The organism is Pseudomonas sp. SDO5271_S396 (assembly GCF_054071795.1).
This window is the reverse complement of sequence record NZ_JBSVWB010000050.1, coordinates 25,247-48,038: the sequence shown is the minus strand read 5'-3', so window position 1 is coordinate 48,038 and position 22,792 is coordinate 25,247. Positions and strand designations below refer to the sequence as shown.

Here is a 22,792-nt window from a genome sequence, read left to right as displayed (position 1 = left end):
CACATTTGGATTTGTGAATACCTTCAAGTGTGGGAGCGGGCTTGCCCGCGAAAGCGTCCTCAAGAACACCCGGAGATTCACTTGCCTTCAAGCCCAATCCCCCCGAAGCTACTCATCTTCAGGAGTCCCGCATGAACCTCGAACACCTCACCGAACGGCTGCACCGCATCCGTGATACCAACGACTGGAAGCAGTTCCACAGCCCGAAAAACCTGGCCATGGCCGCCAGTGTGGAAATGGCCGAGCTGGTGGAAATCTTCCAGTGGCTGACCGAAGACCAGTCCCGCCAGTTGCCCGCCGATAAGCTGGCCCATGCCGGCCAGGAAGTCGGCGATATCGTGCTGTACCTGCTGTTGCTCTGCAGTGAGCTGGGCCTGGACATGAATGAAGTGGTGCGCGCCAAACTGGCCGACAGCGAGCGGCGGTTCATCCATGAGTGACCGCCACTTCGACCAACTGGCCACGCGTTTCGCCGAAAAGATCTACGGCGGCGCCAAGGGCGCGATTCGCCTGGCCGTGCTCCAGGCCGACCTGACCGAAGCGTTGCCGCAACGTCCGTTGCGTGTGCTGGATATCGGCGCGGGGCTGGGCCACATGTCGCTGTGGCTGGCCGAGCAAGGTCATCAGGTGACCCTGGCCGAGCCTGCCGAGCCGATGCTCGAGGGCGCGCGCCAGCGTTTCGCCGAGGCCGGGCAGACCGCCACGTTTATCCATGCGCCCTGGCAGGACCTGCTGGGCCAGCTCACCGAACCTTACGATCTGGTGCTGTGCCATGCCGTATTGGAGTGGCTGGCCGAACCCCATGCCATCCTGCCGGTGTTGCACCAATTGACGGCGCCGGGGGGCTGGCTGTCGCTGGCGTTCTACAACCGCGATGCGCTGATCTACCGCAACCTGCTCAAGGGCCATTTCCGCAAGATGCGCAAGAATGACATGGCCGGCGAGAAACAAAGCCTCACACCGCAACAACCTCTGGACCCGCGTGAGCTGGCGGCGCAACTAGAGGGGCTTTGGCAGGTTGAACGCCAAAGTGGCGTGCGGGTGTTCCACGACTACATGCCGGTGGAGTTCCAGGCCCGCGCCGATTTGCAGGATCTGTTGGAGATGGAGCTCGCTCACCGTCGTCACCCAAGCTTTGCCGGACTTGGGCGTTATTTGCACTGGATTTGCCGTCCGGTTTAAGCGGCGAATCTTGCGGAGGTCGAAATGCGTCGTCTCGGTTTGATCCTGTTGTGCCTGGGCCTGGGCGCCTGTTCCAGCCCCAACCCTTACGTGGCGGCCTCGGCCCCCATGCCGCCGGCGCCTGCGCAGGCGGCGAAGACCTTCGATGCCAGCGCCTACCCGGCGCCGGTACGTGACTACGGTGCCTATCGCAATTGGGCCTGGCGCAACGGCCAGCTCCCGGCGGGCACGGCCTGGGCCGATTCGGCGCAGATCGCCGAGGCGGTCAGTGGCGCGCTGGACCAGCGCGGCCTGCGCCCCCTGCATGACAACCGTGCGCCCGACCTGTTCGTCAGCGCCGACGTGCATCTGGAAAAACGCCTCAAGCAGGTCCAGGACGATTACGGCTATGGCTACGGCGGCTACAACCGCTATGGCAACGGTTACGGCATGTACAACTCGGTACCGATCGTGCGCACCTATGAGGTGCAGGTGGTGGTGGTCCGGGTCAATCTGTTCGATGCCCGCACCGGGCAGCCGGTGTGGAGTGCCAGCGCGGAAACTGGCAGCCAGGGAAGCCTCAGTGAACGGGGAGACGCTTTGCGCCAGGCGGTGCAAAAGGCAATGACGGCGTACCCTCCCAGCTAGTCGCTATGCTCATTTAAAGCGCAGGTCGCTCTTTGGAGATCAACCATGTTTCGTCGTATCGCTACGCTCGCTTTTGTCTTGCTGCTGGGCGGTTGCCAGACCAGCCAGGTCAACCATGATTTCGATGCCAGCCGGGACTTTGGCGCCTACCGCAACTGGGCCTGGAAAGACCCGGCCCTGCAATACCGCCCCGATGACCCGCGCATCAAGAGTGACCTCACCGAACAACGCATCCGCCAGGCCGTGGGTGAGCAACTCGACCAACGCGGCCTGCGCCCTGCACCGGGCGGTAGCAGAGCGGACCTGAACGTGCAGGCCTACCTGATCGTCGAAGACCGCCAGCAACAAGTCACCACCAACTACGGCGGCGCCTGGGGCGGTCCGTGGAACGGTTACTGGGGCGCGCCGGTGTACAACGAGACGCGCAACATCACCTATAAGGTAGCCACCATCCAGATCGACCTGCTGGACGGCAAGGACGGCAAACTCGTCTGGCGCGGCAGCGATGAGCAGATGATGGCCAGCTCGCCGAACCCGCAGGACCGTGACAAAGCCATCCGCACCACGGTCAACCGCATTCTTTCCAGCTACCCGCCGCATTAAGGCGATCCCGGCTTTCTGTGGGAGCAACTGTCTTGTTTGATTGTTCCCACGCTCCGCGTGGGAATACCTACTTGGACGCTCCGCGTCCGCTCTTGAAGTCGTGACGCGGAGCGTCACAGGATGCGTTTCCACGCAGAGGGTGGGAACGATCGGTCAGAGCCCTTACATGGATTTGTGGCGACTGGCCAGCGCATTTCTCAAGGCTTGACTACACTCCAAGCTAACTACGGAGAGTTAGCGCTAAGGAGTGCTCGATGTCTCCCCCACTTCGTTCCCGGCAGCGTGGCGCGATCGGCCTGATGGCGGCGTTGACGCTGGGGCTGGCGCTGGTTTTCCTGTTGCTGGTAATCGACAGTGGCCGGCTCTACCTGGAAAAACGCAAATTACAGGGCATTGCCGACATGGCCGCGCTGGAAGCGGTGCAGCGCAATGGTGACTGCCTGGCGGCGAACAACAACACGGCGACGGCCTATGCCGGGGCCAGCGCGCTGCGCAACGGTTTCACCATCCCTCCGGGCAATGCGCTGGATGTGCGTTGCGGCGTGCTGACCACCGCCGCTTCCAATCTGCGGGTGTTTTCTGCCGACTCCACCAAGACCGACGCCATTCAGGTGATCGCCTCGCGCCCGGTGTTGACCAGCGCCGCCGGCGGCGTGTGGTCGCTGATCAGTGGCGGTGGGTTCAGCCTGACCACGCTGTTGACCGCCAAGGCCGTGGCCGCGCCGAAGATCCTGCCGCCCCAGGCGCAATTGACGATCAAGTCCACGGTGTTGGTGGTCGATTCGAGCAAGTCGGACGCGTTGAATCTGCTGTTCGGCAAGCTGTTGGGCGGTAAGCTGACCCTCGACGTGGCTGGCTGGCAAGGCCTGGTCGACACCAATATCAACCTGTTGAGTTACCTGAATCAACTGGCGCTGAACGTGGGCGTGCAGGCCGGTAACTACAACGAGTTGCTGGCCAAGAACCTCAAGTTGGGCCAACTGCTCGATGCCGCGATCACAGTGCTGCAACGTGGCTCGGGAACCGCTACCGTGGCCGCGTCGGGGCTGGCAGACATTAAAGTGTTGGTGAATAACCTCGATGTGACCCTGGGCAGCCTGCTGCAATTGCAGACCGGGGCGGTGTCCGCCGGGCTCAACACCACGTTGAATGTGTTCCAGCTGGCCGAAGCTTTTGTGCAATTGGCCAACAAGCAGAACGGTGTGGTCGCTGAAGTGCCGGTGAATATCCCGGGTTTGATCAACGCGAGCCTCAAGCTCAAGGTGATCGAGCCGCCGCAGTTGTCGGCCATCGGCGACCCGACCTACGCCAAGAACAAAACCGATCCGGCCACGCGCATTTACGTGCGCACCGCGCAAGTGCGGCTGGGTTTGACGGTGGGGCTGCCGATCCTGGATTCGCCGCTGGTGGACGTGGCGCTGAATGGTTTGCTCGGCCCGCTTTCAGACGTGCTGAATAACCTGCTGAGTCTGAACCTGGGTGGCACGATCACCTCGTTGTTGTGTGTGCTGGGCGGCTATTGCGAGCGCACGGACCTGCGGCTTCTGTCCTCGACGTCCAACCCGCCCGCAGCCCGCCTGGACCTGATCGTGGAGCTGGGCACCGCCGAGAGCTATGTGACCGGTTTCACCTGCGCCAGCGATGCGACCAAAACCCTCACCACCCAATCCAACGCCTCGGTGGTGACTATCAAGATTGGCCAGAGCCCCACCCTGATCGACTCATTGGCGTCCAGCCCACCGCTGGATCCGATCCCGCCGCTGCCGGTGGTCGACATTGGCGCCATCACCTGCTTCCGGCCATTGCTGGGCCTGGGCCCGACCACCTGCGACCCCAGTACCCGCAAGCCATTCTACGGCGGCGGCATCGGCCTGAGCGTCAAGAGCAGTGTGGGTTCGACCACCACGGCCCTGGGCGCGCATACCTACAATCAGCCGCCGGAAATCAAAGAGCCGCCGCTTTACTATTCGGCGTCCACCACCAACCTGGTGGGCTCGCTGAAGTCGACGTTGCAGGGGATTCAGTTCCAGGTCTACAAGCCCACAGGTTTCAATTTGCTGGGCGCGTTGCTGCAAACCAGCGGTACGCTGTTGAACGACCTGAATGCCTCGCTGGGCAAAATCATCGGCGATGTATTGAGCCCTGTGGTCGATCCCCTGGTGAACGGATTGCTGTCGACCCTGGGCATCAACCTGAATCAGTTCGAGGTCGGCGCCAACCTCAGTTGCAGGCCCCACGGGCAGGCGGCGTTGGCGCTTTAAGCGTCCACCACCGGCAATTCCACGCAGAATTTTGCCCCTTGTTCGCTGTTGGCCACGCTCAGGCGTCCGCCCATGTTTTCCACGATTCCGTAGCTCACCGACAAGCCCAGGCCGGTGCCCACGCCGATGGGCTTGGTGGTGAAGAACGGCTCGAAGATCCGCTCCAGCAGACGCGGATCGATGCCGCCGCCGTTGTCTTCGACCCAGATGCGTACGTATCGGCTGTCATGCTCGGTGGACACCGCGATCCACGGGCGGAACCCGGGTTCCTTTTCACGTTTGCTCAGCAACGCATCGCGGGCATTGACCATCAGGTTGATCAGCACTTGTTCGAGCTGGTCGACATAGCCTTTGACCTGCACCGAAAAGTCCGCCGGCGTGAGACGCACCTCCACGCCCTTGCCGCGCAGACCTTCACTGAGCAACGACAGGGTGCCCTCTACGGCCTGGGCCGGATCGAAGGGTTGTTGTTCGATCTCCGAGCGGCGGCCAAACACGCGCATGTGGTCGATCACTTTCGCCGCGCGTTGCACCTGGGCGTCAATGCGCTGGAGTTTTTCGGTGAGGTAGTCGACCTGCGCATCGCCGTTGCTCAGGCGCTTGAGCACATTGACGATGGCCATGCGCATCACGTTCAGCGGCTGGTTGATCTCATGGGCCAGGCCCGTGGCCATTTCGCCGAGGGTGGCCATCTTGGCGCTCTGGGTCAGTTGCTGCTGGGAACGGCGCACTTCGGTGTTATCACGCCCCACCGCTTGCACTTCCAGCAGGGTGCCGTGTTCGTCGAATACGCCACGGTCCGACCACACCCACCAGGCGTGCTCGCGACCGGGCAGTTGCAGGCTGATTTCGGCGGTGCTGACCGGGAATTCCGGAGTCAGCTGGTGGATACGCTGCACGAACGCCTGGTGCTGTTCGGTCGACAGCCACTCCGCCAAATTCAGACCCGGCAGTTGTTCGGGCGAGCACTCCAGGTAATTGGCCAGCGGCGTGTTGCCGAATGTCAGTGTGAGGTCGGGGCGATAACGGCAGATCATGGCCGGCGAATCTTCCACCAGGATGCGGTAGCGTTCTTCGCTGCGCTTGATCTGCTCGGCGGCCAGGGTCGCTTCGGTGACATCCAGCCACAGACCGACCGCCTCCACCGGCAGGCCGAGGTCGTCGCGCAGTAGCTTGGCTTCGTCGAGCAGCCAGTGGTCGCGGCCCTGTTTGTCGCGCACGCGGTAGCGGCTGCGCACGCTGCCTTCGCGCAGCAATTGGCGGGTGCGCTCGAAGTAGAGGTCGCGGTCGTCGGGGTGGATCCAGTCGATGAGCGAGGCCGGGGTGCATTCGGCCAGCGTACGACCCAGCAACGGCGTGAGGCTGTCGCTGAAAAACAGCGGTTGCAGCGTGCCTTCCACATAGCGTTGCACATAGATAATCGCCGGCGAGCTGGCGATCAGGTTGTCCAGCCGGGCATGGGCAGCGGCGGCCTGTTGCTGCTGGTTCTTGATGTCACTGATGTCGAGCATGAAGCCGATCAGGCGTCGACTGCTCCCAGCGCCCAGCGCCTGGCCTTGAATGCGGTACCAGATCGGGTTCTGCGCCGCGTCCATGCGGTGCAGGCGCACGCTGGTCGACAGGGGTTTGCTCAAGGTCTGCAAGTCTTGCAGGCGGCTGGCGAGCTCCTCGCGATCGGCCGGATGGAATAGTGTCAGCCACTCCGTGAGGGGCATGCGCGGGGTGCTGTCCTCGGGCGTCAGGTGATGCAGCAACTGCGGGGCCAATTGGATGTCTTCGCTGTTGACAGGCAATTCCCACCAACCGGTGCCCAGCAGCTCTTGCAGCGCTTCGAGGCGATCGAGCTGTTGTTGATGGCGTTGTTCGCGCAGGCGGCTGAGCAGCGGCGCGGCGAGGGCGGCGGCCAGGTGCAGCCAGTCCCGTTCGCTGGACGGCTCGTCATCACGATAGAAACCGCACAGCAGCCAGGCGGCGACGCCATGACCGTCGCGGTAGGGCACGAGCAAACCTTCGGCATTGCCGAAAATGCCCAGCAGGCGTGGATGCTCGCTGTGGCCTTGGCCTTGCGTCAGTTTCAGCACCGTCGTGCCGCCCAGGCTGTCCAGTGCGGTGCCCAGGGATTGCCCGTCATGCCATAACCGGGGCGCATCGTGGGCGCGGTACTGGCCCTGGATCACCCAGCCCTGGTCCTGATCGTCGAGTACGGCGATGGCGACGCAGGGTATCCGCCAGCGCTGCGCGATGCTGTGCAGGTTGTCGTGCAAGACCTCGGGCAGGCGCGCCAGGCTGCACACCCTCAGGTGTTCGCTGATGCGGGCGCTGAGCAGTTGGTTGTGTTCACGGCTCTCGGCGTGTTGTCGGTGGGCGACCAGGTCGCCGATATCCAGCAGTTGCAGCAACCAGCCATCGCCCTGGGGCTGGACCCAGCCGCGGGTTTGCAGGAGGCGCCCGGCAAACCCGGTGAAGTCCAGGTCCAGGATTTGGCCCTGCCAGTCGCTGGGTGTGCCTTCGATCACGACGGCACTGTGGGCGCACACGTACTCGAGCAGCGGCACCGGCTGCTGCGAGGGCTGGGTCTTTGCCAGGCGATGACGCAGCGCTCCGTGGATTTGCAGCACCCGGCCGAGGTTATCCAGTTCGACGCATAGACCTGGATGCATGGGCATAAGCGTGGATGCATGGGGGCCAGCCGGTCGGCCGAGCAGGCGGTCGAAGAATTTTTCCCCCGAAGTCAAAATTGCAGGCTCGCTTGGGCGGTGAGTGTGGTGGGCAGGTTGGGCACGGTGCCGAAGCCGGGCAGGACGAGAAACGGCAGCACGTTCTTGAGGTTGTCGGAGGGATAGTTGATTTGCACGGTCAGCATGCCGGTGCCGGAGTAGGTCGCGGTGACATAGGCGGGCACGAATTTGAACCCGGGCGGCAGCCACTGCAACTGGGCCTGGGCTGCCGCAACGGCGCGAGCCTTGAGGGCGTCGGCGTAGCCGGGTGTCGCAGGGTCCAGCGCCACACCGCGCCTGACGCCTTCGGCGGTGGCCTGGTTGAACGATTGCAACAGCAGCAACGGCAGGCTGTAGCTGACCAACCCATAAAAAACCGCAAAAAAGATCATGAAGACCATCGCGAATTCCAGCGCGGCGGCACCTTTCTGCTTTCCGGGGAGGCCCTTTTTCATGACTGCGTCTACCCTGACAACCACTACTTGATATCAGCATAGAATCATTCGGCGAAAAGGGATGTTTTTTACGTGATTCATAGCCTTGTGCTGTTTGTGTGGTTGGCGCTGTGCGCCGTACAGGATGTGCGCCAGCGCCAGATCGCCAACCGTTTGACCCTGGGTGGTTTGCTGCTGGCCTTGGTTTACCTGTGCTGGAGCGGTACCACCTGGCTGGGGGCGACAGCCGCCGAGGGCGGATGGGCGTTTGTGCTGTCGCTGCTGTTCACCTTGCCCGGTTATGCCCTGGGCCGTTTGGGAGCGGGGGATGTGAAATTGTTGGCGGCGCTGGCGCTGGCCACCGACAGCCATTATTTATTGGGCACCTTTGTCGGGGCAGGGCTGGCCAGTGTGGGCTGGCTGTTGCTGGCTCCCAGGGTGTGGCCCCTGATGAATCAAGGGGTTAAAGAGGTGTTGCAGCATTTCGAGCCCGTAGCGTCAAAGAAGCAGCCTTTTGCCCCCTTCCTGCTGGTCGGTTTCGGCCTGTCCTGGTGTTGGATCCCATTTGTCATCAGCTAGCCTAATGCTATGTACATAGTAGGAAAGTGCGTCTACGTTTATAGAGCGGTTGTAGGGAAAATGAGCGGTTGGAATGGATCGGTCGGTCTTTGGCTTGCCCAGGCATGGAGTCGCGCGTGAACAAGCTTACCTCTGAAGTGAAAGTGCTCGTCGTCGACGATCAGCCCCTGATCGTCGAAGAGCTGTGTGAATTTCTCGAAAGCAGCGGGTATCGCTGCATCCCTTGCCACTCCAGCGTGAAGGCGGTCGAGCGTTTTCGCGAAGACGCCGATATTGGCCTGGTGCTGTGCGATCTACACATGCCGGAAATGGACGGCATCGAACTGGTCCAGACACTCCAGCGCCTGGCCGGCAAGCAACGCGCGTTCGAGGCGATCATGCTGACGGGCCGCGCGGACAAGCAGGACGTGATCAAGGCGCTGCGCGCGGGTATCGCGGACTACTACCAGAAACCGATCAATCTCGATGAACTGCTCGAAGGCCTGAAGCGCCAGGAAGCGGCATTGCGCGAGCGCCGCAAAGACCTTGAACTGGGGCACCTGAACCAGAAGCTGCAATATCTCTCGGCGTCGATTGACGATCTTTACCACGACCTCGACAAAGTACGCAGCAGCCCTCAAGCGCCTGAAGCGTCCGGCGATGCGGAGGGCGACGCTGCCGACATCGAGATGCCGGTGATCTTCAAGCAGCTGTCACCGCGCCAATTGGACGTGGCCAGGCTGGTGGGCAAGGGCCAGACCAACTATCAGATTGCCTGCGAACTGGGCATCACCGAAAACACCGTGAAGCTGTACGTGTCCCAGGTGCTGCGCCTGACCCATATGCACAACCGCACACAGTTGGCGCTGGCGCTGTCGCCGAGCAATGCCGCGATACGCCAGCGGGTGACGGCCCACTGACTAATTGCTGCCGCCGCCTGTCGAATTGCCGCCCTGTTTCTGATCGTAGTATTCAGGGATCGGGTATTTGTAGCTCTCGATCAAGCGTTGCAGGGCCCCCTCGCGTTCAGCGGGGGTGGCCTTTTGCGGTTTGGAGGACGCCATTTGCCCGCTGACCTGTAGTTGCAACCAGTCCTCGGTGTGTTTTTGTTGCGGTGAAGAGGGCCCCGGTTCGATGGCCGTGGCGGTCAGTGGCAGCGTTGCCAACAGCAGATGAACGAGCGGTTTGAGTTTCATCTGAATGCTCTCTAAAGACTTACTGAACGGGCGCCTGAACGGTCTCGCCCACGGCGGCCACCTGGCGTTTCGCGGGAGTGGTGGTCTTGAGTTGCTGCGCCCGGGCCTGGGCCTGGGTGACCTGCTCTGGTTTCAAGCCCACGGTACTGACCACCTGCGCGGCCTGCCCCCAGTTGCCCTGATAGATCAGCAGGGTCACCAGGTTGAGCGCCGCCAGCGTGTTGCTCTGATTGAGCTCCATGGCGGTGAGGAACTCGAAACGTGCCTCTTCGAGACGCAATTGATTGAGGTAGACCACGCCCAGGTCGTTGCGGATTTTTTCGTCGGTGGGTGCCAGCCTGGCTGCCCGCTGCAAGTGCTCCACGGCCTGGCTGTTGTTGCCCTTGGCGACGGCCAGTTGCCCCAGGCCATGTTCGCCTTCCGCCGACAGGCAGGTTCCCAGCAACGAGCGATACAACGGCTCGGCCTCACTGCGCCCGAGCAGGCGGTAGACCTTGGCCTTGCGCAGACGTACCTGGGGCAGGTTGTCCGACAGGCTCTGCAGGTTGGCCAGGCTGGCGTGCAGCTTGCCGTCATTGGCCATGTCGTCCGCCAGGTTCAGCGACAGTTCCTGGTCGGACGCGGGCTTGGAGCAACTGCCGGGGGCGGTGAGCCCGGCCCAGGGCGTCTGGCCCATGTTTGTGCAGCCACTGAGTAGCAACAGGCCGCAGGCGGCGATCAGTCCTTTCATCGTTGCTCCTTTCAAGGCCCCATGGCCTTCGAGATGGCGATAAAGCCAGGGCCGGCCAATACGATCAGTAATGCCGGGAACAGAAAAACCATCATCACCACGGACATTTTGGCCGACATCTTGGAAATGTATTCCTGCATGCGGGTCAGGCGCCGATCGTCCAGCAGTTGCTTGAGCGCCTGCAATGACTTCATCGCGCCGCCGCCCTGATGCAGCAGTTGTTGCAGGATCGAACAGGTGTCGCTGAACTCGTCGACACTGAGCATCTGGCTGGCCTTGCTCAGTTCCTCTCCCAGCTCCAGGCCGGAGTCGACACGTGCGAGCACGATCTGCAGCTCCGAGGTCAGCACCGGCAGCAGTTTCTGCGCTTCCTGAGCCATGACCCGCAGGGTCTGTTCAACGGCCATGCCCGACTCGAAGAGGATGCGCAGCAGCGGAATGAAGGTCGAGACCTCCACGGCGATCTGTTCCTGGCGCCGCTTGGCGAGGGACGCCAGCACCCGCTTGGGCAACAGGTAGCCGACGGCCAGGCCGAGGAGAGGCGCGAACCAGGCCGAGTCGGTTCCGGCGAAAAACATGCTTTGTGCCAGCAGCGTCAGGGCCAGCGACAGCAGCGGCGCACCGACCTGGCAAGCCGCGAACAGCGAGCGCTGGCTGGCTTTTCTCCAGCCGATGCGGTTGAGTAGGGTTTGGGTTTCGTTGTCGAGGCTGATGGTGCGTTGGCTGATCCGGGTATTGCCCAGCTGGCGCAGCCAATGGCCGATCCTGTCTTCACGCGAAGTTTCGCCCTGGAGCCGCGAAGTGACCAGGCGCTGCTGGCGCCGCTGGGCCAGAACGTTGCTCAACAGCAGCGCCAAGGCGGCGAGGAACAGCACGGCGCTGATCAGCAAGGCCATGTCAGACGCTCCTCAGCATGCGCCACAGCGCCAGGCAGCCGAAGACCTGCATGGCGAACGCGCCGATCAACATCAATTGGCCGCCGCTGTCGGCCCACATGCCCACCAGGTAAGTGGGGTTGGTCAGTAGAAAATAGCCGGCCACACTGACCGGCAACAGCGCCAGGACCACCGCCGTCACCCGGGTCTCGCCGGTCATGGCGCGTAATTGGCGCGCGCCCTGGTCACGCTCGCGGATCATTTTGATCAGGTTCTCCAGCAGTTCGCTGGCATTGCCGCCGTAGCGGTGGTTGACCTTCAGTCCCAGGGCAAACAGGCGCAGCTCATCCTGCTCATAAAACTCGGCGTAGTCATGGGCGGCTTCCGGCAGGCTGACCCCCAGCAACACATTGCGCTTGATACGCCCCATGGATTTTTTCAGCGGATCGTCGCTGGCCTCGATGCCGCCGAGGACTGCATCGGCCAGCGTGCGCCCGGACTTCAGGCTGCGTACCGCGTGGTCGAGCAACTGCGGCAGTTGTTCGATCATGCGGTGCAGGCGGCGTTGGTAGCGCCAGGCGATGTAGCCGCGCAGCACCAGCGGCGGGGTCACGACCATCACCAGCAGGCCCAGCCAGTCGCCCGCCAGAAAGCCCAGCAGCGCGCCCAGGCTCCAGAACGCCAGCCACAGCCCCAGGCGCTCCGTGGGCCGGCCCAGGCCGGCACGGATAAACATGCGCTCGAGCTTGCTCACCACGGCCTTGTCGTTCATGGCCTGGGGTTGACCCTGGCCCAGACGCTCCATCACACGGTCGGTCTGCACCTGGCGCAAGCCGTTGCGCATCAGGCGCACGGCCAGTACCAGCAGGATCAAGGCGATCAGCGCGAGCAGGATCGGAGCGATCATCACGACCTCCTACAGCGGCAGGTGGCTTTCGCGGCGCAGTTTTTCGCCGGCGGGGTTGATGGCTTCGCGCAGGAAACCGAAACCGGTGCGCTTGTCGTGGCGGAACAGGGTGTTGGTGACATACACGTCATCGCGCACGCCCACCACCTCCACCACTTCACTCACACAGCGACGACCATCGGGCAGGCGCGTGAGTTGAATCACCACGTCCAGCGCCGCGCAGATCATCTGGCGCAGGGTTTTTTCCGCGACCACGCGGCCAGTCAGCCCCACCAGTGTCTCCAGGCGCAACAACGCGTCCTGGGCGTTGTTGGCGTGCACGGTACTCATTGAACCGTCGTGACCGGTGTTCATGGCGGTGAGCACATCCAGCACTTCCACGCCACGGATCTCGCCGAGGATGATGCGGTCCGGGCGCATCCGCAGGGCGTTGCGGATCAGGTCGCTGGCCTTGACCTCGCCATGGCCTTCGGCATTGGGCGGACGGGTTTCCAGGCGTACCACGTGCGGGTGGCCGAGTTGCAGTTCGGCCACGTCCTCGATGGTCACCAACCGCTCATGGGGGTTGATCAACTGGCTGAGAATGTTCAGCAGCGTGGTTTTACCGGTGCCGGTACCGCCGCTGATCAGCACGTTGCAGCGCTTGCCGACGGCCTCCTGGAAGAACTCGAAAATCGCCTGGTCGATGGTCTGCATGGCCACCAGGTCGCTGCTTTTGAGCATGTCCTTGCGAAACTTCCGAATCGACAGGCACGGACCATCCAGGGCAATCGGCGGGATGATTGCGTTGACCCGGCTGCCGTCGGGCAAGCGCGCATCGACCATCGGTGACGATTCGTCGAGGCGCCGCCCCAGGGGCGCGAGGATGCGTTGCATCACGCGCTCCACATGGTGATCGTCGATGAACCGCAGGTCGCTCTGGTGCAGCAAGCCGTCGCGCTCGATGAACACCCGGTGCGGGCCGTTGACCAGGATCTCGGTGACCGAGGTATCACGCAGCAGGACTTCGAGCGGGCCGAAACCGGTCAGTTCGTCGACGATCTCTTCGGCCAGGCGCTCCATCTCGTAGCGGGAGATCGCCAGGTGCATGCGCGTGATGTATTCGGCGACCTTATCGATCACAAATTGCGCGAGGGATTGGCGCGTGCCCTCCAGCAGGTTTTTCCCGGACTCTTCGATGGCGTCGATGATGTAGCGGTGCAGCACCAGTTTCAGGCCGTCATGGTCGGTATTGCCAGCCGCGCCGCGACTGGGCACGCCGAAGAGTTTTTCGGTGCTCATTTGGTGCCCCAGAGGCGGGTGAGCCAGTTGGCCGGCGGCGCTTCAAGGCCTTCGGAGCGTTTTGCCAGGCGCTCGCCGAGGGTGCGCAAACCTTGAGTCAGTGGCTCGCGGGGTGCCAGGGTGAACAGGGACTGGCCCTGGTTCTTGGCGTTCAGGCGGATCTCCGCGCTCAGGGGCAGCACCGCAATCACTTCCAGGCCAAAGGTTCTGCCCAGGGCCTCGGCCTCGGGTGCGGCACCTTTGATGTAGCGGTCGACCAGCAGCCGCCCGTGCTCCAGTTTCATGCCTTTTTCGCGCCAGCGGTTGAGCACCGCGAGGTTGCGTCGGCAGTCCAGCACGCTTTGGTCGGTGCACCACAACAGCTTGTCGCAATGGCTGACGAAGGTGCGCAGCGCTTCACTGTCCGGTTGGCCGGTGAGGTTGACGACGATGTGCTGGAAGTGTTGGCGCAGCGCACTGAGGAGCATGTACAGCTCGGCGGCGCTGGTCTGTTCCAGGGGCTCGTCGCTGTCGGTGTAGGCGAGGATGCGCAGGCCGTCTTCGGCCGAAGTGAATGCGCTGTTGATCAGCGTGGCGTCGAGGCGGCGCAAATGACGCAAGGCGTCACCGAAGTGAAACGAGCTTTCCAGGCCCAGCAGCGCCAGGCTGTCACCCCGGGGCAGGCCCAGGTCGAGTACCAGGGTCTGTTGCCCGCTCTTCTGCACCACATGGGCCATATGGCTGGCCAGCAGGGCGCCGTCGGTGCCGCACTGGGTGCCGTACAACACGGTGAGGCCGCCCAGGTGCGTCGTCTGATGGGGCATCGCCGGCAGGCGCTTGCTCAGGCGGCGCACCAGGCCGGCCACTTCGCTGGAGCGCGAGCCGTAGGCGACGAAATCCCTGGCTCCGGCGCGCATGGCGTTGAGTACCAGTTGGTTGTCCATGCCATCGCCCAGGGCAACGATGGCGAGCATGGGTTTGGCTTCCAGGGCGCCTTCGATCAAGGCGCACTGGTTGGTGACGTTTTCACGGTCCAGGCCGATGAACACCAGGTTGGCGAAGGTCACATCGACCAGCGCCAGCAGCTCGTCAAGGCTGCCACCGCCGGCGCTGACCACCTGGCCCAGGGGCGCCAGGGCACCCTGGAGCCATTCCAGGTCCGTGCTGTTGCGGGTAATTGCCAGGAAGGTCTGGCTCAGGCTCTCGCTCATTGGGACAACCCCGTGCGGCGGTCGAAATTGCCGTTCTCCAGGAAGAACAGGCGGTACCAGTTCGGGTCGTAGCTGCGCAGTTTTTCGCCGGGCAAGGACGGCAACTGCGCATCGGCAGCCAGCGGCTGGACCAGGTGCGGGGTGACGATCATCAGCAGCTCTTTTTCCTCGCGGCTGATATTGGAGTCCCGGAAAAACGCGCCCAGCACCGGAATGTCACCCAGGCCGGGAAACTTGTTGATGGTGGAGCGGTTGTTGCTGCTGATCAGGCCGCTGACCACGAAGCTTTCGCCATCGGCCAGGGACACGCTGGTGTCGGTGCGGCGCACGGTGAGGGCCGGCACCTGGATGCCCTGGATCTGCACACCGTTGCTGTAATCCAGCTCGCTGACTTCCGGTGCGACCTTGAGGGTGATGCGGTTGCGATCGACCACGGTCGGGGTCAGGGTCAGGCGAATGCCGAACTCCTTGTATTCGATGGAGATGGTGTCGCTGCCGGCGCTGGGCACGGGGATCGGCACTTCGCCGCCGGCCAGGAAGGTCGCGCTCTGGCCGCTAAGTGCCACCAGGCTGGGGCGTGCGAGGGTGTAGGCGAAGCCGCTGCTTTCCAGGGCGTTGATCATGGCCGATACCCGACCACCGCCAAAGCCGATATTGAAATTGGACTGGCTGACCGGCAGTGCCAGGGTATTGGGGCTGGGCACCGAAAGATTGGGGCTGCCGATCAGGAAATTCTTGCCGATCCCCAGAATCGACGTGCTCGCCTCCTTGAGTTTGGTGCGGCTGACTTCCACAAAGCGGATATCCGTCTGCACCTGGCTGGGCAGCAACGGGTCGTCCGATGGGGGCTGTGACAGGTTGGTCAACGCCGACGTGGCCTTGCCCTTGACGAACACCATGCTCTGGCGCGGTGTGCTGGAGCAGGCGGTCCAGATCATCAGGCTGGTGGCGCCGGGCGCAATACCGGTCAGCAGGAAGGACTGGTTGCTGTTGACCTGGACGTCGGCGATTTTCGGGTCGCCCACCGCCAGCCGGGTAATGGCCACCGGCGATTGCATGGCGTGTTGCAGCCCTTCGCCCACTTCGAGCGCGGCGGGCAATTGACCCAGGCTGGCACAGTTGCCGGACGCGGCGTGCACGACGCCGGCGGGCAGGGTCAGGGTAACGAGGGCCCAGAACACTCGTGAAGAAAACCGCGTGGAACGACTGCTCATTCAAGGCATCCTTAGCGCTATCAGGGCGTTTGTTGAGTAACCTGGTTGCCGCGTATCACCTCGACACCCGAACGACGAGGCGCACCGCCGCCGTGGGCTGCCGGGCTGAAATTGCTGATGGGAGGGGCCGTGAGGGCCAGCTGGTTGAACTGGTAGAGGTCGCGCTTGGCGGTCTCCAGATTGGCCGGTGCGTCGCTGCCGCCCGCCCAGTACTGGCTCAGCCGTTGTTCGTCGGCACTGCGCACGGCCAGGCGCAACGCGCCGGATTGAGCAGCGAGCATCAGCCGGCTCATCAATTGTTCGGGAACCGCGAGCAACACGGTGCGCGCACTGGCGCGGCTCTGTTGTTGCCGGGCCTTTTCTTCCGGGGTGGTCGCGACCGGGGAGCCGGGCTTGCCGTCGTTGGTCAGCCCCAACTGGTCGCCGACACCGAGCAGGCGCAGCGCAGGGATCACGGTTTGCGCCGAGGGCTGCGGGTTGCCGTTTTCCTGGCGCAGGTAAAGCAGCACATCCACATAGTCGCCCGGGTTCAACTGCCCGCCGGCGCCGGTGACTTCATCGACGGCGACGGCCAGCGCGCGCTCGTCGGGGCGGATCATCCGGGAGACATTGCCGCCGGCCGAGAAGCTTTCTTCGGTCAGCCAGGTGCCCGCTTCAAGGGCACGCCAAGGCGTGCGGCCAATCGCTTGCTCCAGAGTGGTGAGGCTGCCGGCGGGAGCGGTGCGCAGCTTTTCCAGGGTCAGGTCGGCGGCGGTAAGCGCAACGAAGGGCGGCACGTCGTGGGCCAGTACCACCACGGATTTGCGGGTTGGGTCTTCAGCGGGAGCCACGGGGGCCGTGACCACAGGTGCGGCGACGGTGGGAGCGACCGGTTCCGGACGGCTCAATACAATGCCCCAATACCCGGCAATCAACGCACCCACCAATAGCAACCCGGCGAGAATCATGCTGATGCGACTGCTCATAAAGGCTCTCCCTTTCCTACCGCTGAACCTGCCGGCTGGTCCATCCAGTCACTTCGCAAACCGTTCATGCTAAAGATCTAACTATTTCGCTATTTGAAGGTAGTTCAGCTAGGACAAAATGCCATTACTGCGGAGAAAAATTCTGTATCGAGTTTAAAACACAGGTCTTTTGACGCCATGAATTTGGCTACTACTTTGTGATTAGTCGCTTATTACAGTTGTTGGGAGTGCATTTGCCGACAATGCTCTAATGGCAAAGCGAAATCATGCTGCAACACCGCTACATCGGCGCTCTCAGCGCAAAGGAGAAGTCAAATGTTCCTTGATGCCATTCGCAGGGTATTTATCAAAATCCAGATTCTGTCTTACGGAAGAGAGGGCGCGTCCGGTATCGAATATGCAATTGTCGCGGCAATGTGCGCGGCGGTTATCGGGTTGTTCATGACACCGATCAGTACCAAGGTAAAAGCGATCTTCCAATCCATTCAAACGGGCATCGGTACGTAAGGAAGTTGCAAGGCGCTTTCTAACTTTATTGGAGCCCGCTATGTTCGCCACAGAACGCATTCGCAAAGTGTGGGTAAAAGTGCAGATTGCAATCAGCGCCAGGGAAGGCGCTTCAGGGATCGAGTACGCCATCGTGGCGGCGATGTGTGCGGCGGTGATCGGGATCTTCATGTCGCCGATCAGCCAGCGCGTCAAGGCACTGTTCGACGTGATCCAGGCGAGCATCAGCTCCACTTGATCAATGCCGCGACACGACTAACCTGAATACATTCTTAGTGTCGGGATCTTTTCCATGAGCGCCTCTTTGTCCACTCGGCAACAAATCCTGTTAGTGGATGATGAAGAGGACGCGCTGATCGAGCTCGCCGAATCCCTCGAAAACGAGGGGTTCGTGTGCTTTACCGCTACCTCCGTCACCTTCGCCCTGCAGGAGCTGACCCTGCACCCGGACATTGCCCTGGTCATCACCGACCTGCGCATGCCCGAGGAAAGTGGCATCTCCCTGATCAAGCGCCTGCGCGAACACACTTCGCGCCATCACCTGCCGGTGATCGTCATGTCGGGCCATGCCGAGATGGACGACGTGAGCGACATGCTGCGCTTGCAGGTGCTCGACCTGTTTCGCAAACCCATCTACCTGGCGCGATTGATCGACACGTTGAACAACCTGTTTCCTCTCCCCAAATCCCGTTCTTGACTGCCGAGGGTTGGCGGGGCTGCGAAAGCGGTGGGGCAGGTGGCATCTGTGTAGGCAGTACCGCAGTTTTCGCAGCGATGCGGCGACCCGACAAGCCAGCTCCCACAGGGTATCTCTGTTGCTGAGGAGAAAGTGCCCGGCGCGATGACCCTGCTGACAGAGGATTTCCTAGCCACCGACAATCCCCTGTGGGAGTTGTCGAGCCCCGGCGAGGCTACGAAGGCGGTCGGTCAGGCGGCCTCTCTGTTGGCTGTGCCGCCGTCTTCGCAGGGGATCTCTTTGGTTGGCAAGAAAGTGCCCGGCACAATCACAGCTGGTAACTGAAGCTCAACGTATACCGAGGCCGCCGATCGTAGCTGTCGAGGGCGACGTCCGACATCGGTTTGGCCGCTTCCAGCGCGATGTTGTAGTACTTGGCGTCGCCAAACCGCAGGCCCACCGCCGCCGAGGACAGGTCACTGCTCTTGATCGGCAAGTCGTTGAACCAAGTCCTGGAGCGGTCGAACACGATGTAGGGTTGCAGGATGCGCACCCATTCGCCGTCACGGTTGTAGCTGTAGTTGATCTCGTAGGCCGCGCCCCAGCCCTTGTCGCCGGAACCCTGATCGTCGGGGTAGCCGCGCCCGAAATTCTGCCCGCCGAAGGTGGCGCGCTCGCTGTCGGGCAGGGTCGCGTCGCTCCAGTAGAACGCGCCGGACAGCACGCCCTGGAAATTACCGAAAAGTTTGTTGCTCTGCACGCCGGACAGGCGCAGGCGGAAGAAGTCGAGGTCGGGCTTGAGCCCTTCGAAGTCAGTGCGCGCCTTGGCGCCCAGGCCGTTGATGCCTTGGTACAGCCCGGCGCTGAGGATGCGCAGCTGGTCGGTGTCGGCCTTGCGCCAGTCAGCCTCGAAGGCCAGGGCACGCAGGTTGGTTTCCAGTTCCAGGCGCTGGGGGAAACCCACCAGTTTATAGGCTGTGGTCTGGTCGACCGCATAGAAGCGGGTGCCCAGGGTCAGGGACTCGGTGGGCGAGGCGATCACCGGATGGCTCACGCCAATCGAGTAGCGGTCGATTTTCTGGTGTGGCTTGAGTTCGAAGCCGCTGCCCAGTTGCACGTTGGTACGCGGGTCGGCGCGGTAGCGTTCGCCTGACAGCACCAACTGGGTGCCTTCGGCATTGACGAACTGGCTGTAGGCCGCGCGGTAGTAGTGTTCCTTGTCGTGGCCCGGTGGAACCAGCCCGGTGAAACTCAGCAATTCCCCCATGGCGGTCTGTGAGTTGCTGGTGCCGGTGAGCAGGGCTTGCAGCCCGTTACGACTGGCCTGGTTCAGGCTCATGCTGGTGGTGAAGGGCTTGCGGCTGGCGGTGATCTGCATGCGAGTGCCGCCGTCGGTGGTGCTCGGCGGAGGCACCTGAGCCTGCAGGGTTACGCCAGGAATCCCACCCATCAGGGTGGTGTAGCGTTCGAAAGTCTTGCGCGTGAGCGGGCGTTCGGCCTTGAGCTTTTCGGCGAGCTTGTCGACGTAGGCCGAGACCGGGCCGATATCGCCCTGCAATTGGTAGTCGCGGATATAGCCCTCCACCAGCACCACCTGCACCAGCCCGTTTTCAAAACTCTGTTGCGGCAGAAAGGCGTAGGACAGCAGATAACCGTCTTGCTGATAGCGGCGGGTGATGCTGCGCGTGGCTTCGATCAACTGCGCCAGGTTGGTCTCATGGCCAATCAGTGGTTCGAACACCTGGGCCACGTCCTCAAGCGGGTAGACCGTGCCGCCATCGATCTGCAGCTTGCGGATGGTCACCTTGGTGTCCATCAGCAAGGGCTCCCCGGCGGTAGGCGCGGGTGTGGGTACCTGGGTTTGCGGGGTGACGGGACGGTAGGCGTCGGCGGGCAAGTTGGGCACGGGCAGGTTGCGGATGGTGTCGTTGCTGTTGAGAAAGCTGGGCAGGGTATCGGCGTGGGCGTAAGTACTGAGGGTAAGCAACAACAACGGCGTCAAAGCGCGCATAGGACACTCCATGGTCAAATTCGCAGCAGCATTTTGCAGATTCCGCCCGGCTCTCGCGGCGCGGTTCGGAGACTCGCTGGGGCACTCGGTGGCCCATAAAAAAGACGAGAGACTTATTGGGGTCTCTCGTCTCAACCAAGCGTAGGCGCTGTAGGTGAGGCCGTCTAATCGGCCAGGTGCAATTCTATTTTTTGCCGGTCAGGCCGTTGAGCAGCCCGCCCAGTCCACCACTTGCATTGGCGCCCGCTCCGGCACCGGCCGAACCATTGGCGCCCAGGCTCAAACCGCCACCGAGCAGGCCGCCAGTGCTGCCGGTACCGCCGGTGACCAGCCCGCCGATGGACGCCACGGTGCCACCGACTGCGCTGACGGTGCCGCCCAGGGCATTGGTGACCGGGTTGGCGTTGGCACCGCTGATGGCGCCACCCAGGTTGCTCACGGCGCCGCCTACGTTAGTCACCAGGCCATTGACCGGTGCGCCGAGGCCTGTGGCGTTGCCGACGTTTTGGGTCAGGCTGGTGACGCCGCTGGTCACAGGATTCAGCGCGTTGCCCAGGGTGCTGGTGATTGCGCCCACCGGTGCGCCGGCGGCGGTGTTCGGGGTGCCGCTGCCGCCGAGCAGGGTGCCCAGCGACGCCACGGTGCCGCCGACCTTGCCACCGGCGACGCCAGTGGCGCTGACGACGCCGTTGGTGCTGCCGGCATCCAGGCCGTTGCTGGCCCCGGCAATCACGCCTCCGATAAGCTCCGGCAGGCCCAGGTTAGGGGTGCCGCCGTTGCCGCCGTTACCACCATTGCCATTGCCGTTGCCGTTGCCGTTGCCATTGCCGCCGTTGTTGTCTGCGTTCGGGTCGACATAACCGCTGGCTTTGCCGACTGCAGTGCCCACGCCATTGAGCACGTCACCCACGGCACCGGTCACCGGGTTGCCGTTGCCGCCCGCATCCGCGACTTTGTCGCCCAAGCCGTCGACGGTATCACCGACTTTTTTCAGCAGGCCGCCCACAGGTGTATCGAGGCCGGTGGCGGTGCCGACTTTACCGGTGGTGTTTTCCACCAGCGACACCACAGGCACCAGGACTTTGGAACCGACGGTGTTGGTTACCGAACCCAGCGGGCCGGTGGTGCTGGCGGTGCTCAAGGTATCTCCGAGCATGGTCACGGCGTTGCCGACTTTGTCGACCACTCCGCCCACCACCGGTGCAGTGCCGGCGACTACAGGGACTTTGCCCAGCAGCGTCGCCACATTGCCGCCTGTGACGCTGACGCCATCGCCCAGGTCCGCGACGCCGTTGCCTACGCCCGCCACGGTTTTGCCCAAGGCATTGCTGTCGGTGCCCAGGGAGCCCAGGCCGTCCGACAGGCCATTGCCGATGCTGCCGACTGCGTTGCCGGCCGCGTCCACTAGGCCGCCCACAGTGGGGCCGGCAATCGGCAGGCTGCCGAGGGTGGTGCCCAGGCTTTTCACTGTGCCGCCGAGATTGCTGACGATGCCGCCTGCAGTGTCGACCACTTGTGCGGTCACCAGAGGCGTAGTACTGCCGCCGGGGTCGGTGCCTGGATCAGTGCCGCCACCGCCTGTGCCCGAAGAAGAAGCCGAACCACCGCTGTGATGCCCGCCACCACCGCTGCTGCAACCGCCCAGCGTCATTGCTATTGCCAGGGCCAGCGCGGTACTTGCTTTCCAAAACACGACTTGAGTTTTCATGATTGAGTTCCTTGCACCTGTACAACCTTGGGTTGTTTTCAAACGTTCGTTATTTCTTGGATAGCGATACGTTTGTCCGTGTATTCATCACAGACCCGGGTGCGCGTTCTCACAATGCTCAACTTGGTATTAACGATTTATATACGGACGCCCGACATGGACTTAGTGGCTAATGCCAAAGATATAAGGAGAGGATGTATCAAGATATATAGTTTATGAAAATCAGTAGCTTGAATAAAAAGCGGACTTCTGGAAGTCCGCTATAACTTAGGGTGTATATATACAATTAATCTTGGTTTTTCAGGCGATTGGCTGCCACTTGCCTAGCATATGGTCAATGTCGCCGGTGCCGCTCAAGCGTAATTCGCCGCTGGAACCGGCGGCACTGGTGAATAACACAACTTCACCCGGCAGGCGCACGGGCTTCTTGAACTCGACCGTTATTTCAATATTGGCGGCGGGCAGGTGTTCGCCCAGGGCGGCGAGGGTGTGTGCCTTGTTCCACAGGCCATGGGCGATGGCTTGGGGGAAACCGAACAGCCTGGCGGTGAGGGCGCTCAGGTGGATCGGGTTGTAGTCGCCGGAGACCCGGGCATAACGCCGGCCGATATCGGCAGGGGCTTTCCAGCGCGCCAGTTCGCCGAGCGGGGCGGGGGCCGGCTGCGCATCGTCGGCGGCTTCGCCGGGCAGTTTCACGCCCCGGCACAGCATGCGGCTTTCGGCTTCCCATAAAACACCGAGTGCATCCTGCGCCGTGGTCACCAACTCGAAGGTGGCGCCCTTGGGATGTGGTTTGAGGTGCTGCGTATGCACGCTGAGGGACAGCTCGCTGACACCGCCCAGCGGGCGATGAATGCGGATGCGATTGCTCAGGTGCACCAACCCCAGCAATGGGAAGGGAAAACGTTTGTCGGTGAGCAACCGCAGTTGCAGGCCGAACGCGAGGATATGGGGATAAGTCGCCGGCAGGATCGGGCTGTCGGCAAAACCGCACACCTTGCGATAGGCCGCCACGGCCTTGGGGTCGATGTTTGCCCGGCAACGCAAGCCCAGGTCAGGCAGGGTGTCGCCGGTGATCTTGCGCTTGAGCGCCGCGCGCATGTACAGCGGCAGCAGCGATGGCGTCGTATCCAATGTTTGCCATTGCATC

23 protein-coding genes are annotated in these 22,792 nt (G+C 62.5%); 10 read left to right on the top strand and 13 right to left on the bottom strand.

The genetic code is table 11. The features are described 5' to 3' along the window. Positions 1 to 131: 131 nt before the first annotated feature. From ACW9IN_RS25255 to ACW9IN_RS25235, 5 genes are all read left to right on the top strand, one after another. A complete protein-coding gene (locus tag ACW9IN_RS25255) occupies positions 132 to 440 on the top strand; it encodes a MazG-like family protein (protein WP_034095697.1) in 309 nt (102 codons plus the stop codon). After that, positions 433 to 1,182, top strand: coding sequence for a methyltransferase (locus ACW9IN_RS25250; protein ID WP_457368392.1), 750 nt, complete (start codon positions 433 to 435; stop codon positions 1,180 to 1,182). The genes ACW9IN_RS25255 and ACW9IN_RS25250 overlap by 8 nt, the downstream gene beginning before the upstream one ends. A gap of 24 nt (positions 1,183 to 1,206) precedes the next feature. Next, entirely contained in the window at positions 1,207 to 1,809 is a 603-nt protein-coding gene (locus ACW9IN_RS25245) for a DUF4136 domain-containing protein (protein ID WP_457368391.1), read from the top strand. 45 nt (positions 1,810 to 1,854) lie between these two features. Beyond that, positions 1,855 to 2,412 (top strand): DUF4136 domain-containing protein, encoded by a 558-nt coding sequence (locus ACW9IN_RS25240; protein ID WP_457368390.1) that lies wholly within the window; start codon positions 1,855 to 1,857, stop codon positions 2,410 to 2,412. Between the two features lie 254 nt (positions 2,413 to 2,666). After that, complete coding sequence (locus ACW9IN_RS25235; protein ID WP_457368389.1) at positions 2,667 to 4,673, top strand: pilus assembly protein TadG-related protein; 2,007 nt, start codon at positions 2,667 to 2,669, stop codon at positions 4,671 to 4,673. Here ACW9IN_RS25235 and ACW9IN_RS25230 read toward each other — a convergent pair. Both ACW9IN_RS25230 and ACW9IN_RS25225 read right to left on the bottom strand, forming a co-directional pair. After that, entirely contained in the window at positions 4,670 to 7,408 is a 2,739-nt protein-coding gene (locus ACW9IN_RS25230; RefSeq protein WP_457368388.1) for a PAS domain-containing sensor histidine kinase, read from the bottom strand. The genes ACW9IN_RS25235 and ACW9IN_RS25230 overlap by 4 nt on opposite strands. Next, positions 7,405 to 7,845 (bottom strand): TadE family protein, encoded by a 441-nt coding sequence (locus tag ACW9IN_RS25225; RefSeq protein WP_457368387.1) that lies wholly within the window; start codon positions 7,843 to 7,845, stop codon positions 7,405 to 7,407. The genes ACW9IN_RS25230 and ACW9IN_RS25225 overlap by 4 nt, the downstream gene beginning before the upstream one ends. Before the next feature lie 72 nt (positions 7,846 to 7,917). Here ACW9IN_RS25225 and ACW9IN_RS25220 point away from each other — a divergent pair, with 72 nt between their 5' ends. Then, a complete protein-coding gene (locus ACW9IN_RS25220) occupies positions 7,918 to 8,403 on the top strand; it encodes a prepilin peptidase (RefSeq protein WP_457368386.1) in 486 nt (161 codons plus the stop codon). Positions 8,404 to 8,519: 116 nt separating this feature from the next. After that, on the top strand, positions 8,520 to 9,302 hold the full coding sequence (locus ACW9IN_RS25215; RefSeq protein ID WP_457368385.1) for a response regulator: 783 nt from the start codon (positions 8,520 to 8,522) through the stop codon (positions 9,300 to 9,302). Here ACW9IN_RS25215 and ACW9IN_RS25210 read toward each other — a convergent pair whose 3' ends face one another. From ACW9IN_RS25210 to cpaB, 8 genes are read right to left on the bottom strand one after another with little or no spacing between them, the layout of a single operon-like run. Then, positions 9,303 to 9,578 (bottom strand): DUF3613 domain-containing protein, encoded by a 276-nt coding sequence (locus ACW9IN_RS25210; RefSeq protein WP_457368384.1) that lies wholly within the window; start codon positions 9,576 to 9,578, stop codon positions 9,303 to 9,305. Between the two features lie 19 nt (positions 9,579 to 9,597). Then, positions 9,598 to 10,308, bottom strand: a complete 711-nt coding sequence (locus ACW9IN_RS25205; RefSeq protein WP_457368383.1) for a tetratricopeptide repeat protein — start codon at positions 10,306 to 10,308, stop codon at positions 9,598 to 9,600. Positions 10,309 to 10,319: 11 nt separating this feature from the next. Beyond that, positions 10,320 to 11,204, bottom strand: coding sequence for a type II secretion system F family protein (locus ACW9IN_RS25200; protein WP_457368382.1), 885 nt, complete (start codon positions 11,202 to 11,204; stop codon positions 10,320 to 10,322). A gap of 1 nt (position 11,205) precedes the next feature. Beyond that, on the bottom strand, positions 11,206 to 12,090 hold the full coding sequence (locus tag ACW9IN_RS25195) for a type II secretion system F family protein (RefSeq protein WP_457368381.1): 885 nt from the start codon (positions 12,088 to 12,090) through the stop codon (positions 11,206 to 11,208). 9 nt (positions 12,091 to 12,099) lie between these two features. Continuing rightward, a complete protein-coding gene (locus ACW9IN_RS25190) occupies positions 12,100 to 13,371 on the bottom strand; it encodes a CpaF family protein (protein ID WP_457368380.1) in 1,272 nt (423 codons plus the stop codon). Then, the gene (locus tag ACW9IN_RS25185) at positions 13,368 to 14,561 is read right to left on the bottom strand and encodes a pilus assembly protein (RefSeq protein ID WP_457368379.1); all 1,194 of its coding nucleotides are present in this window, start codon (positions 14,559 to 14,561) and stop codon (positions 13,368 to 13,370) included. Before ACW9IN_RS25185 ends, ACW9IN_RS25190 begins: the two co-directional genes overlap by 4 nt. After that, the gene (locus ACW9IN_RS25180; RefSeq protein ID WP_457368378.1) at positions 14,558 to 15,775 is read right to left on the bottom strand and encodes a type II and III secretion system protein family protein; all 1,218 of its coding nucleotides are present in this window, start codon (positions 15,773 to 15,775) and stop codon (positions 14,558 to 14,560) included. The genes ACW9IN_RS25185 and ACW9IN_RS25180 overlap by 4 nt, the downstream gene beginning before the upstream one ends. 20 nt (positions 15,776 to 15,795) lie before the next feature. Further along, positions 15,796 to 16,740 (bottom strand): Flp pilus assembly protein CpaB, encoded by a 945-nt coding sequence (cpaB, locus tag ACW9IN_RS25175; protein WP_457368377.1) that lies wholly within the window; start codon positions 16,738 to 16,740, stop codon positions 15,796 to 15,798. 315 nt (positions 16,741 to 17,055) lie between these two features. Here cpaB and ACW9IN_RS25170 point away from each other — a divergent pair, with 315 nt between their 5' ends. Genes ACW9IN_RS25170 through ACW9IN_RS25160 form a run of 3 tightly spaced genes read left to right on the top strand, consistent with a single transcriptional unit; the run spans position 17,056 to position 17,944 of the window. After that, on the top strand, positions 17,056 to 17,247 hold the full coding sequence (locus ACW9IN_RS25170) for a Flp family type IVb pilin (RefSeq protein ID WP_457368376.1): 192 nt from the start codon (positions 17,056 to 17,058) through the stop codon (positions 17,245 to 17,247). A gap of 40 nt (positions 17,248 to 17,287) precedes the next feature. Further along, positions 17,288 to 17,485, top strand: a complete 198-nt coding sequence (locus ACW9IN_RS25165) for a Flp family type IVb pilin (protein ID WP_457368375.1) — start codon at positions 17,288 to 17,290, stop codon at positions 17,483 to 17,485. Between the two features lie 54 nt (positions 17,486 to 17,539). After that, the gene (locus ACW9IN_RS25160) at positions 17,540 to 17,944 is read left to right on the top strand and encodes a response regulator (protein ID WP_457368374.1); all 405 of its coding nucleotides are present in this window, start codon (positions 17,540 to 17,542) and stop codon (positions 17,942 to 17,944) included. A 307-nt stretch (positions 17,945 to 18,251) separates the two neighbouring features. On the opposite strand, the gene ACW9IN_RS25155 is transcribed toward ACW9IN_RS25160, so the two are convergent. From ACW9IN_RS25155 to ACW9IN_RS25145, 3 genes are all read right to left on the bottom strand, one after another. Then, the gene (locus ACW9IN_RS25155; RefSeq protein ID WP_457368373.1) at positions 18,252 to 19,934 is read right to left on the bottom strand and encodes a ShlB/FhaC/HecB family hemolysin secretion/activation protein; all 1,683 of its coding nucleotides are present in this window, start codon (positions 19,932 to 19,934) and stop codon (positions 18,252 to 18,254) included. A gap of 184 nt (positions 19,935 to 20,118) precedes the next feature. Next, positions 20,119 to 21,642 carry a collagen-like triple helix repeat-containing protein gene (locus ACW9IN_RS25150; protein WP_457368372.1) on the bottom strand — a complete coding sequence of 508 codons (1,524 nt, stop codon included), beginning with the start codon at positions 21,640 to 21,642 and terminating at the stop codon, positions 20,119 to 20,121. A 300-nt stretch (positions 21,643 to 21,942) separates the two neighbouring features. Continuing rightward, positions 21,943 to 22,791: a MaoC family dehydratase gene (locus ACW9IN_RS25145; RefSeq protein WP_457368371.1), complete on the bottom strand. Its 849-nt coding sequence runs from the start codon at positions 22,789 to 22,791 to the stop codon at positions 21,943 to 21,945. Position 22,792: the final 1 nt, after the last annotated feature.

What these genes read in the sequence shown, in the direction of transcription:
- ACW9IN_RS25255 (WP_034095697.1), top strand. Translation starts at nt 132, where the DNA reads ATGAACCTCGAACACCTCACCGAACGGCTGCACCGCATCCGTGATACC.
- ACW9IN_RS25250 (WP_457368392.1), top strand. Translation starts at nt 433, where the DNA reads ATGAGTGACCGCCACTTCGACCAACTGGCCACGCGTTTCGCCGAAAAG.
- ACW9IN_RS25245 (WP_457368391.1), top strand. Translation starts at nt 1,207, where the DNA reads ATGCGTCGTCTCGGTTTGATCCTGTTGTGCCTGGGCCTGGGCGCCTGT.
- ACW9IN_RS25240 (WP_457368390.1), top strand. Translation starts at nt 1,855, where the DNA reads ATGTTTCGTCGTATCGCTACGCTCGCTTTTGTCTTGCTGCTGGGCGGT.
- ACW9IN_RS25235 (WP_457368389.1), top strand. Translation starts at nt 2,667, where the DNA reads ATGTCTCCCCCACTTCGTTCCCGGCAGCGTGGCGCGATCGGCCTGATG.
- ACW9IN_RS25225 (WP_457368387.1), bottom strand. Translation starts at nt 7,845, where the DNA reads ATGAAAAAGGGCCTCCCCGGAAAGCAGAAAGGTGCCGCCGCGCTGGAA.
- ACW9IN_RS25210 (WP_457368384.1), bottom strand. Translation starts at nt 9,578, where the DNA reads ATGAAACTCAAACCGCTCGTTCATCTGCTGTTGGCAACGCTGCCACTG.
- ACW9IN_RS25205 (WP_457368383.1), bottom strand. Translation starts at nt 10,308, where the DNA reads ATGAAAGGACTGATCGCCGCCTGCGGCCTGTTGCTACTCAGTGGCTGC.
- ACW9IN_RS25200 (WP_457368382.1), bottom strand. Translation starts at nt 11,204, where the DNA reads ATGGCCTTGCTGATCAGCGCCGTGCTGTTCCTCGCCGCCTTGGCGCTG.
- ACW9IN_RS25195 (WP_457368381.1), bottom strand. Translation starts at nt 12,090, where the DNA reads ATGATCGCTCCGATCCTGCTCGCGCTGATCGCCTTGATCCTGCTGGTA.
- ACW9IN_RS25190 (WP_457368380.1), bottom strand. Translation starts at nt 13,371, where the DNA reads ATGAGCACCGAAAAACTCTTCGGCGTGCCCAGTCGCGGCGCGGCTGGC.
- ACW9IN_RS25185 (WP_457368379.1), bottom strand. Translation starts at nt 14,561, where the DNA reads ATGAGCGAGAGCCTGAGCCAGACCTTCCTGGCAATTACCCGCAACAGC.
- ACW9IN_RS25180 (WP_457368378.1), bottom strand. Translation starts at nt 15,775, where the DNA reads ATGAGCAGTCGTTCCACGCGGTTTTCTTCACGAGTGTTCTGGGCCCTC.
- cpaB (WP_457368377.1), bottom strand. Translation starts at nt 16,740, where the DNA reads ATGAGCAGTCGCATCAGCATGATTCTCGCCGGGTTGCTATTGGTGGGT.
- ACW9IN_RS25170 (WP_457368376.1), top strand. Translation starts at nt 17,056, where the DNA reads ATGTTCCTTGATGCCATTCGCAGGGTATTTATCAAAATCCAGATTCTG.
- ACW9IN_RS25165 (WP_457368375.1), top strand. Translation starts at nt 17,288, where the DNA reads ATGTTCGCCACAGAACGCATTCGCAAAGTGTGGGTAAAAGTGCAGATT.
- ACW9IN_RS25160 (WP_457368374.1), top strand. Translation starts at nt 17,540, where the DNA reads ATGAGCGCCTCTTTGTCCACTCGGCAACAAATCCTGTTAGTGGATGAT.
- ACW9IN_RS25155 (WP_457368373.1), bottom strand. Translation starts at nt 19,934, where the DNA reads ATGCGCGCTTTGACGCCGTTGTTGTTGCTTACCCTCAGTACTTACGCC.
- ACW9IN_RS25150 (WP_457368372.1), bottom strand. Translation starts at nt 21,642, where the DNA reads ATGAAAACTCAAGTCGTGTTTTGGAAAGCAAGTACCGCGCTGGCCCTG.
- ACW9IN_RS25145 (WP_457368371.1), bottom strand. Translation starts at nt 22,791, where the DNA reads ATGCAATGGCAAACATTGGATACGACGCCATCGCTGCTGCCGCTGTAC.